Genomic DNA, 8,603 nt, shown 5'->3' on the forward strand with positions numbered 1-8,603 from the left:
ATTTGCGAAAGGAAACGAGCCCGTCATGATTCTGCCTTGGCTAATCCTGATCCCCTTCATCGGCGGCCTGCTGTGCTGGATGGGTGAGCGCTTCGGCGCCACCCTCCCCCGCTGGATTGCGCTGATCACCATGTCCCTGTTGCTTTGCCTCGGCCTCTGGCTGTGGGCCAACGGTGATTATTCATTTGCCCCGGCGCCTGGCGCCGACCCGACCTGGGCGCTTGAGTTCAAGCACGTCTGGATCCAGCGGTTTGGCATCAACGTGCACCTGGCCCTCGATGGCCTGTCGCTGTTGATGATCATGCTGACCGGTCTGCTAGGTGTACTTTCGGTACTCTGCTCGTGGAAAGAGATCCAGCGTCACGTTGGCTTTTTCCACCTGAACCTGATGTGGATCCTGGGCGGTGTCGTCGGCGTGTTCCTCGCCCTCGACCTGTTCATGTTCTTCTTCTTCTGGGAAATGATGCTGGTGCCGATGTACTTCCTCATCGCGCTCTGGGGTCACAGTTCTTCGGACGGCAAGAAAACCCGGATCTACGCAGCGACCAAGTTCTTCATCTTCACTCAGGCTTCCGGCCTGATCATGTTGGTGGCGATCCTCGGCCTGGTGCTGGTCAACTTCAACGAAACCGGCGTGATTACTTTCAACTACGCCGACCTGTTGAAAACCAAGATGTCGATGACCACCGAGTACATCCTGATGCTCGGCTTCTTCATCGCCTTCGCGGTCAAGCTGCCAGTCGTACCGTTCCACTCCTGGCTGCCTGATGCTCACGCCCAGGCACCGACCGCAGGTTCTGTCGACCTCGCCGGTATCTTGCTGAAGACCGCTGCCTACGGCCTGTTGCGTTTCGCCCTGCCGCTGTTCCCGAATGCCTCGGCCGAGTTCGCGCCGATCGCCATGACCCTGGGTCTGATCGGGATTTTCTACGGCGCGTTCCTGGCTTTCGCACAAACCGACATCAAGCGCCTGATCGCCTTCTCGTCCGTTTCCCACATGGGCTTCGTACTGATCGGCATCTACTCCGGCAGCCAACTGGCACTGCAAGGTGCAGTGATGCAGATGCTGGCGCACGGTCTGTCGGCCGCGGCACTCTTTATCCTGAGTGGCCAACTGTACGAACGCACCCACACCCGCGACATGCGTGAAATGGGTGGCCTGTGGTCGAAGATCGCTTACCTGCCGGCCCTCAGCCTGTTCTTTGCAGCAGCGTCGTTGGGTCTGCCGGGTACCGGTAACTTCGTCGGTGAGTTCCTGATCCTGATCGGCAGTTTCCCGATCGCTCCATGGGTCACCATCATCGCCACCACCGGCCTGGTGTTCGGTTCGGTCTACTCGCTGATCATGATCCACCGTGCGTACTTCGGTCCGGCCAAATCGGACGCGGTACTGCATGGCATGGACGGTCGCGAACTGATCATGGTGGTCGGTCTGGCTGCACTGCTGATCTACCTCGGCGTGTACCCACAACCGTTCCTCGATACCTCTGCCGCTACGATGCATGGCGTGCAGCAATGGCTCGGCACCGCCTTCACTCAACTCGCTTCGGCCCGGTAAGAGCGCTATGGAATTCACGACTCAACACTTTATCGCGCTTGCGCCGTTGTTGATCACCAGCGCCACGATCATCGTGGTGATGCTGGCGATCGCCTGGCGCCGCAACCACTCGCAGACCTTCCTGATTTCCGTGGCGGGTCTGAACCTGGCTTTGCTGTCGATCCTGCCGGCTCTGAAGGTTGCGCCTCTGGCCGTGACCCCATTGCTGCAAATCGACACCTTCGCCTGCCTGTACATGGCGCTGATCCTGGTCGCCACCCTCGCCTGTGTCACCCTCGCCCACGCCTACCTCGGCGATGGCGGTTCGGGTTACCCGGGCAACCGTGAAGAACTGTACCTGCTGATCCTGATGGCTGCCGCCGGTGGCCTGGTTCTGGTCAGCGCGCAGCACCTGGCCGGGTTGTTCATCGGCCTGGAACTGCTGTCGGTGCCGGTCTATGGTCTGGTGGCCTATGCCTTCTTCAACAAGCGCTCGCTGGAAGCCGGCATCAAGTACATGGTGCTGTCGGCCGCCGGTTCTGCATTCCTGTTGTTCGGTATGGCGCTGCTGTACGCAGACTCGGGTTCCCTGAGCTTCGTCGGCATCGGTCAGGCATTGGCGGCTACCGGTCTGCCAAGCTCGCTGGCACAACTGGGCCTGGGCATGATGCTGATCGGCCTGGCATTCAAGCTGTCGCTGGTCCCGTTCCACCTCTGGACCCCGGACGTTTACGAAGGTGCTCCGGCGCCGGTTGCAGCGTTCCTCGCTACCGCTTCCAAGGTTGCCGTGTTCGCGGTGATGGTGCGTCTGTTCCAGATCTCGCCAGCGGCAAGCAGCGGCATCCTGAGTGATGTGCTGACCATCATCGCCATCGCGTCGATCCTGTTCGGTAACCTGCTGGCACTGACCCAGAGCAACCTCAAGCGTCTGCTGGGTTACTCGTCCATCGCTCACTTCGGTTACCTGCTGATCGCCCTGGTGGCGAGCAAAGGCCTGGCCGTGGAAGCCATCGGCGTGTACCTGGTCACCTACGTGATCACCAGCCTCGGCGCCTTCGGCGTGATCACCCTGATGTCCTCGCCGTACAACGGCCGTGACGCCGACGCCCTGTACGAATACCGGGGCCTGTTCTGGCGCCGTCCGTACCTGACCGCCGTACTGACCGTGATGATGCTCTCCCTGGCCGGTATTCCGCTGACCGCGGGCTTCATCGGCAAGTTCTACATCATCGCTACTGGCGTCGAGTCGCATCAATGGTGGCTGGTTGGCTCGCTGGTACTGGGCAGCGCCATCGGCGTGTTCTACTACCTGCGTGTCATGGTCACCCTGTACCTGATCGAACCGAACCTGCGTCGCCACGATGCGCAACTGCACTGGGAACAGAAAGCAGGCGGCGTGATGCTGCTGGCCATCGCTCTGGTCGCGTTCTTCCTCGGCGTCTACCCACAACCGCTGCTGAACCTGGTTCAGCAATCGGGGCTGGTGGGTTGATCGCTTGAGCGACACTCGGTAGAAAACAGAAACGGCACCTTCGGGTGCCGTTTTTGCGTTTGTGGGATTTGTTACCGCTGCCCTGCCCTCTTTCGGAAATCCCGGAACGATCTTGCACACTACTCAGGGCCGTCCTACATCCCGTATTGATCATTTGGCTTTATCTTCAATGGCCTCAGAGTTAATAAATCAACGCGGGGAAGAACAATAGGACGTGACGTTTTTTCCGAACTGTTACACGGCCTCGACGACTTGGCCGACGAGCGCCAGGGCAAGCTCACGTTGCGTACGCACAAGCTCAAACTGCCGAAGCCGCAACCTCTCTCAGTCGAGCAATTGGTAGCGTTGGAGTCGAATCAAGCGATAGAGGCAGAGCAGTTACATAACAAGCGAATTGGTGCAATGAAGGACAAGCTTGTACTCCCCGGAGACTACGACACGCCGCTGCCTGATGAGATCCTTGATGCGTTCGAGGCTCTCGAATCTGAAGCTACTGGGTCATTGCCCGGTTACCCAGGCTCGGTTGATGAATGTGGGTGACTGAGCCGACCCCATTTTCGGAACGCCGCCCGGACCATGCTCCCACAGGTTGTGAGTCTGCCCGCAGATTTTGAATACGGCATAAATCCATTTTGGGAGCTTGCTCGCGATTGTGGTGACATAGTCACCGCAACAAAAAACGGCACCTTGCAGTGCCGTTCGTGATTATGGTTTCACCAAATCCCATTGACACTCTTTCAGCCTGACTCCATCAAGAACACTCCCTTTCTGGATATCAATGTTGCCGTCAGCGTCGAGGAAGATATCCGTGTTGGGCCACTTCGGTGTGATGCTGATGCAATGCCAACGCTCGTTTTCGACAGCCCACGAAAACTCCATGAAAAAATGGGTATCCGGAATTAGATATCCGTGGTCACTGACTGCATCTCCGGGAGATATCCGTCCCCGGTATATTCGATCTTTGACATTCCATGTGTACCGCAATACCTGCTTGGCATCCTTGGAGTAATTTACGGTTGCGCTGGGTAGAACATAAATATTCCATAGGGCGATCAAACACAACACCAGCAGCGGCAGGAGTAGTGGGAGCAATGGAATCCAGAGCCATCTTATGTACCGGAATCGTGGTTTATTGACAGATGTGGACACTGACTCCGTCTCCCCAGTCCTTTGGAGCTACTGCCAACACTTTATTCATGATGATCTGCGCTGTTATTCCGCCATCAGGGTACAGATTGGCAAGTTTTATACCGATACCTATCGACACTCTATCAGCTACATCATCCCATGATCGCAGTTGAGTCCAAGGACTGGCCGTGGGACGAGGACCAGGAAGTGCTCTGTTCTTTTTGGGGATTATTCGTAACTCTTCCGCCTTGCGCAGGGCATCTGATGCAATTTGTTCAGCCCCTGCGCCGTCTAGCAGCAAGCGATCGGAAAGTCCCCCTATAATTCCGACGTAACCGTAGTGGATGTTCGACCAAATATCGTAGTAATAGAGATACCCCCCTTGCTTGTGCCTGACTCCGGGGAATCGTTCCCGAAGCTTTGGCTTGTGGTCCCACTCCATATCCTGACCCACTTGTTTAGTCCAAATCGCCATCGCTTCAACCTTCTTCGTCAATGCGATAGCGTTGAAATTCGGTGATCCGGCCAGTCTGGCATACCACGGTAGCTCCTGAAATTGCCTGGCAGCCGCGCTACTGTCGTAGTTGAGCAGCTCTTTCATTTTCAACACGGCTGGATGCAGGATATTTCGGTTCATCTCTCCAGCAATGTAGACGGCAAGCTCTTCCATTTGATCCGGGTGATTACAGCGTGGGGTTTTACCGGGGTCGCCGGGTGCGGTTGAGGTTTTCCGTGCAAGCGTTGGCTCAGCCAGTCGGGATTCTGTCGCCTTTACTTTTTCGGACTGATTAGCTGGCTGTACAAAGGCCCTGCCCATTGGCGGAGCAGAATCCTCGTTTCGATAGCTGGCCGTAACCACCGATGGAATCAGCTGAGCTCTACAAGGGCAATTGCTGTGGCTGTCCAGCGTGCCTGCCATGGCTTTGCCGTGGCTGATCATGTGCGAGATGCCACCGACGATCTGATAGGTATTCCCATCCTTACCGCAAGTGACCCGGTCACCTTCTAGTGCATGGGCGATGCCATACCACATGAAACTGGTGTCGCCATCCAGGACTGTGCCGCCACAGGTGGTCTTGTCATGCTGACCAATGAAATGCCCTTCGTTCATTGAGGTTCTCCTTGCTCGATGCAAGGCAGAAAACCCTCGGCCATCGGTACGCCTTCACGCACCACTAACAACATGCAGCCATGTGATGTGGTGATGATCTCGACTTCGGAGGTGGATGAAGGGTACAGAAGAGCATTCATGTGCAACGTCCTTATTGTCATCGATTTGAATTGCCTTCCCTCTCCTTCCTGCAGAAGTACTGAGTAGAAAGCGTATCGGTCGAGGACGAATGAGACGGCGGGACGCATGCTGGCAGCAATCCCGATGGCATTGCCGAAACAACGAATAGGAAATTTCACAGAAGCCAACAACCCACTTCCTACAGTGATTGGAGCAACTAGCGATTTTTCGCAAGTTCTGGGTATGCCACCAATCCTGTGGGAGCGAGCCTGCCCGCGATTGCGGTATCACAGACACCAAAGAAAAACGGCACCTTCCAGTGCCGTTCGTCTTTCACAGTCCCACCAGTTTACTTACGCGCCGCCTCCCACGATTTCAGCAGTTCGGCGTAGCTCACGGTCTCGCCTTTCGGCTTCTCGTTTTCCAGTTTCGGTTTCGGAGCACCCGGTTGATCGAACCAGTATTGCGCGTCGCGCTCGGGGTTCATTTTCGGGGCGCAGGTGGCTTGGGCTTTCGAGCGTTCCAGGCGGGACATGATGGCGTCCTGATCCTTGGCCAGACCGTCGAGTGCCTGTTGCGGGGTTTTCTCGCCGCTGGCGGCTTCAGCAATGTGGCTCCACCACAACTGTGCGAGACGCGGATAGTCCGGCACGTTGGTTCCGGTCGGCGTCCATTGCACGCGGGCCGGGCTGCGATAGAACTCCACCAGACCGCCGAGTTTCGGTGCCAGATCGGTCATGGCCTGCGAGTTGATGTCCGACTCGCGGATCGGCGTCAGGCCGACGATGGTTTTCTTCAGAGAGACGGTTTTCGAAGTCACGAACTGCGCATACAGCCAGGCCGCCAGTTTTTGCTTCTCAGGCGTGGATTTCATGAACGTCCACGAACCCACGTCCTGATAGCCCAGCTTCATGCCCTCTTCCCAGTACGGTCCCCGTGGCGACGGCGCCATGCGCCATTTCGGCGTGCCATCGGCGTTCATCACCGCCAGACCCGGTTTGGTCATGTCGGCGGTAAATGCGGTGTACCAGAAAATCTGCTGGGCGATGTTGCCTTGGGATGGCACCGGCCCGGACTCGGAGAAGGTCATGCCCGCCGCTTCCGGTGGCGCGTACTTCTTCATCCAGTCCACGTATTTGGTGGTCGCGAACACCGCCGCCGGGCCGTTGGTGTCGCCGCCACGAGTCACGCTGGAACCGACCGGATGGCAATTCTCGACGCGGATACCCCACTCGTCCACCGGCAATCCGTTCGGAATACCCTTGTCGCCACCACCGGCCATGGAGAACCAGGCATCGGTGAAGCGCCAGCCCAGGGACGGGTCTTTCTTGCCGTAGTCCATGTGCCCGTAGACGCGTTTGCCGTCGATTTCCTTGACGTCTTCAGTGAAGAACTTGGCGATGTCTTCATAGGCTGACCAGTTCACCGGCACGCCCAATTCGTAGCCGTACTTTTCCTTGAACTTGGCTTTGAGGTCCGCACGTTCGAACCAGTCGGCGCGGAACCAGTACAGGTTGGCGAATTGCTGGTCAGGCAATTGGTAGATTTTGCCGTCCGGTGCGGTGGTGAAGGAGATGCCGATAAAGTCCTTGATATCCAGGGTCGGCGAAGTGAAGTTCTTGCCTTCGTTGGCCATCAGGTCGGTGATCGATTCAGTCTTTCCGTAGCGGAAGTGCGTACCGATCAAGTCCGAGTCGTTGACCCAGCCGTCATAGATGTTCTTGTCCGACTGCATCTGGGTCTGCAGCTTTTCCACCACGTCGCCTTCCTGCAGCAAGTCGTGGGTCAGCTTGATCCCGGTGATCTCACTGAAAGCCTTGGCCAGCACCTTGGACTCATACTCGTGAGTGGCGATGGTTTCCGATACCACTTTGATGCTCATCCCGCGAAACGGCTCCGCGGCCTTGATGAACCACTTCAGTTCTTCGAGTTGTTGATCGGCCGTCAGGGTGGACGGCTTGAATTCACTGCCGATCCATTTCTTTGCGGCATCTTCGTAGGCATCGGCCCAGGCCGAAGCGCTCAAACCGCTGAGTGCCAGCATGGCTGCCAATGAAATGCTATGTCGCAGCTTATTGTTTTTGTCGAACATAGAGACCTCCTGTTTAAGTTTCGGAGCAACATTGCCGAGCGATTCGACTAGCCCCAACGCATCACAGCCAACAGCCACACCAGGGACAACGCGAACGCTACCCAGATGCTCCAGTCGGTGACGCCGATTACCAGCAAATGCAGGTAGGCGCTGCCGAGAAGACCGATAAACAAACGATCGCCACGGGTGGTGGCAATCGGTAAAAAACCACGCCGAAGGACACTTGGCGAACGCAATTCCCAAGTGGTCATACCCACCAGGATCAAACCGATAACACCGAAAAACGCCGCCGTCGGGACGGTCCAGCTCATCCATTCCATCATCAGTTCCTCATACCCGGCCCAGGGCAAAGCCCTTGGCCACGTGGTTGCGAACAAACCAGATCACCAGCATGCCCGGAAGGATAGTCAGCACCCCCGCCGCCGCCAGCACCCCCCAGTCGATACCCGACGCCGAAACCGTGCGCGTCATGACTGCCGCGATGGGCTTGGCGTTCACCGAGGTGAGGGTTCGCGCCAGCAGCAGTTCGACCCAGGAAAACATGAAGCAGAAAAACGCCGTGACGCCGATGCCGGAGCCGATCAACGGGATGAAAATCTTCACGAAGAACTTGGGGAAACTGTAGCCGTCAATGTAGGCGGTTTCGTCGATTTCCTTCGGAACGCCAGACATGAAGCCTTCCAGAATCCACACCGCCAGCGGCACGTTGAACAGACAGTGAGCCAGGGCCACCGCGATGTGCGTGTCGAACAGGCCAATCGACGAATACAGCTGGAAGAACGGCAACAGGAACACCGCCGGTGGCGCCATACGGTTGGTCAGCAACCAGAAGAACAGGTGCTTGTCACCGAGGAAGCGGTAGCGCGAAAACGCATACGCCGCCGGCAAAGCCACGGTCAGGGAAATGATCGTGTTCAGGCTCACGTAATACAGCGAGTTGATGTAGCCGGTGTACCAACTCGGGTCGGTGAAAATCACCTTGTAGTTCGCCAGCGTAAAGTCCTGTGGGAAAAGGGTCAGCCCGCCGAGGATTTCGGTGTTGCTCTTGAACGACATGTTCAGCAGCCAGTAGATCGGCACCAGCAGGAACAGGATGTAGATCAGCAGTGGGATCAGCTTTCTC

The 8,603-nt window shown here is 57.0% G+C and carries 8 protein-coding genes; 3 read left to right on the forward strand and 5 right to left on the reverse strand.

From position 1 onward, the window contains the following. Window positions 1–25 precede the first annotated feature (25 nt). The 3 genes from nuoM (at window position 26) to D8U69_RS26825 (ending at window position 3,569) form a co-directional block, all read left to right on the forward strand. Window positions 26–1,558 (forward strand): NADH-quinone oxidoreductase subunit M, encoded by a 1,533-nt coding sequence (gene nuoM / locus D8U69_RS26815; protein ID WP_056854623.1) that lies wholly within the window; start codon window positions 26–28, stop codon window positions 1,556–1,558. Window positions 1,559–1,565: 7 nt separating this feature from the next. After that, window positions 1,566–3,029, forward strand: coding sequence for an NADH-quinone oxidoreductase subunit NuoN (gene nuoN / locus D8U69_RS26820; protein ID WP_056854624.1), 1,464 nt, complete (start codon window positions 1,566–1,568; stop codon window positions 3,027–3,029). 207 nt (window positions 3,030–3,236) lie between these two features. Then, window positions 3,237–3,569 (forward strand): hypothetical protein, encoded by a 333-nt coding sequence (locus D8U69_RS26825; RefSeq protein WP_241667766.1) that lies wholly within the window; start codon window positions 3,237–3,239, stop codon window positions 3,567–3,569. A gap of 589 nt (window positions 3,570–4,158) precedes the next feature. On the opposite strand, the gene D8U69_RS26835 is transcribed toward D8U69_RS26825, so the two are convergent. From D8U69_RS26835 to D8U69_RS26855, 5 genes are all read right to left on the reverse strand, one after another. Continuing rightward, window positions 4,159–5,268 (reverse strand): polymorphic toxin type 44 domain-containing protein, encoded by a 1,110-nt coding sequence (locus D8U69_RS26835; protein ID WP_241668552.1) that lies wholly within the window; start codon window positions 5,266–5,268, stop codon window positions 4,159–4,161. Beyond that, window positions 5,265–5,408 (reverse strand): hypothetical protein, encoded by a 144-nt coding sequence (locus tag D8U69_RS29560; protein WP_177434341.1) that lies wholly within the window; start codon window positions 5,406–5,408, stop codon window positions 5,265–5,267. The genes D8U69_RS26835 and D8U69_RS29560 overlap by 4 nt, the downstream gene beginning before the upstream one ends. A 329-nt stretch (window positions 5,409–5,737) precedes the next feature. Beyond that, window positions 5,738–7,480 carry an ABC transporter substrate-binding protein gene (locus D8U69_RS26845; RefSeq protein ID WP_056854626.1) on the reverse strand — a complete coding sequence of 581 codons (1,743 nt, stop codon included), beginning with the start codon at window positions 7,478–7,480 and terminating at the stop codon, window positions 5,738–5,740. Between the two features lie 47 nt (window positions 7,481–7,527). Continuing rightward, window positions 7,528–7,800 carry a DUF2160 domain-containing protein gene (locus D8U69_RS26850; protein WP_056854889.1) on the reverse strand — a complete coding sequence of 91 codons (273 nt, stop codon included), beginning with the start codon at window positions 7,798–7,800 and terminating at the stop codon, window positions 7,528–7,530. Window positions 7,801–7,810: 10 nt separating this feature from the next. Then, window positions 7,811–8,603 (reverse strand): carbohydrate ABC transporter permease (locus tag D8U69_RS26855; RefSeq protein ID WP_130908499.1); only part of this gene is annotated, 793 nt, incomplete at its 5' end.

This window comes from Pseudomonas sp. Sample_16 (genome assembly GCF_004307665.1).
GTDB lineage: Bacteria > Pseudomonadota > Gammaproteobacteria > Pseudomonadales > Pseudomonadaceae > Aquipseudomonas.